This is a genomic window from Sphingomonas sp. FW306-05-A (genome assembly GCF_058782275.1).
Genome location: NZ_JBYSXN010000012.1, coordinates 1 through 1,281, shown reverse-complemented (window position 1 = coordinate 1,281; position 1,281 = coordinate 1). Strand labels below are relative to the sequence as shown.

Here is a 1,281-nt window from a genome sequence, read left to right as displayed (position 1 = left end):
CCCCCCCCCCCCCCCCCCCCCCCCCCCCCCCCCCCCCCCCCCCCCCCCCCCCCCCCCCCCCCCCCCCCCCCCCCCACGACCGTATGTACACAGGCTCGGTTGGCTCCTCACGCGAGCCCGGCCCTCACTCTATATCGTCGATCGACTCGTCGTGGCCGCTTCCCGAACTGAGGAAGATCAGCCCCATCAGCGCGGCTGCGAGCATGATCGATCCGCCCGCGCCACCGATCACCGCCAGGATCGCGACCCAGCCGAGCGGACCATAAACCCGATCGAGCACGATGATCGCAGCGGTGATGAACGCGATCGCGACGAGGCCCATCCATCCCAGGATCCGCCGGTACCGGCTCCATGCAAATGCTGCATAGTCTGGATCATCGAGGCTGGACCGCTTCGCCATGCTTCCCATTGCCGCGCAAACGTGAAATTCTCAAGCGCGAGACTCGATCACCGAGCGAAGCGGGAGAGCGATGATGACGATCGGAGCGATATTGGGCGGCAAGGGACGCGAGGTCGTCTCGGTAACCGCGGATCAGAGCGTCGGCGCGGCGGTGGCGTTGCTTGCGGAACGCAGGATCGGTGCGGTTCCGGTATTGGATGGCGACCGGGTTGCGGGCGTTTTCTCCGAACGCGACGTGATCTATGCGATCGCCCACCATGGCGCGGCTGCGCTCGACCGCACCGTCGCCGATATCATGACGGCACCGGCAATCACGGTCCGAGCGGACGAAGCGGTGATCGGGGCGCTGTCGTTGATGACCAAGCGGCGGATCCGCCATTTGCCAGTGGTAGAAGCGGACTGCATCGTCGGCATGGTGTCGATCGGCGACCTGGTCAAATACCGGATCGACCGGATCGAGGCCGATGCCGAGGCTATGCGCAATTATATCCAGTCGGCTTAGGCCGCGGCACTAGATGTCGTAGCGGTCGCGACACGTTATGCATGGCGGTGTCGATGTCGCGCCCTACGTCCTTCGTTGCCGGGCGACCGTCTTGCGGATCGCGCAATCAGATCCCGTGGAGGGTCGATCCCTGTTGGACCAGCTGTTCAAGGGTCTGGCTCGTCGATCGCTAGATGAGCGCCCTCGCACCCGTGATTGCCAGCGTTTCGGCTAGACCGGATCGGATTTGATAGGGTGTGTGATGAATACGGGGGGGAATGGCAAAGCCTCAAGGCGTGCCCAAACCCCAGCGGTTCCGCAGGTTTGCCGCATGATTGAAAGAAAAGTGCAAAAAAGCGTTTGACCGAATCAGGGACCCCGCCTAGAGGGGTGTCACCGC

At 64.2% G+C, this 1,281-nt stretch carries 2 protein-coding genes; one reads left to right on the top strand and one right to left on the bottom strand.

The genetic code is table 11. The features are described 5' to 3' along the window. Positions 1–124: 124 nt before the first annotated feature. Positions 125–400, bottom strand: a complete 276-nt coding sequence (locus AC3WJR_RS20370) for a hypothetical protein (RefSeq protein WP_492727486.1) — start codon at positions 398–400, stop codon at positions 125–127. Positions 401–473: 73 nt separating this feature from the next. Here AC3WJR_RS20370 and AC3WJR_RS20365 point away from each other — a divergent pair, with 73 nt between their 5' ends. Continuing rightward, complete coding sequence (locus AC3WJR_RS20365; protein WP_492727484.1) at positions 474–902, top strand: CBS domain-containing protein; 429 nt, start codon at positions 474–476, stop codon at positions 900–902. The last annotated feature ends 379 nt before the right edge of the window (positions 903–1,281 follow it).

Excerpts from the sequence above, each read along its gene's own strand:
- AC3WJR_RS20370 (WP_492727486.1), bottom strand. The coding sequence starts at position 400 with ATGGCGAAGCGGTCCAGCCTCGATGATCCAGACTATGCAGCATTTGCA.
- AC3WJR_RS20365 (WP_492727484.1), top strand. The coding sequence starts at position 474 with ATGACGATCGGAGCGATATTGGGCGGCAAGGGACGCGAGGTCGTCTCG.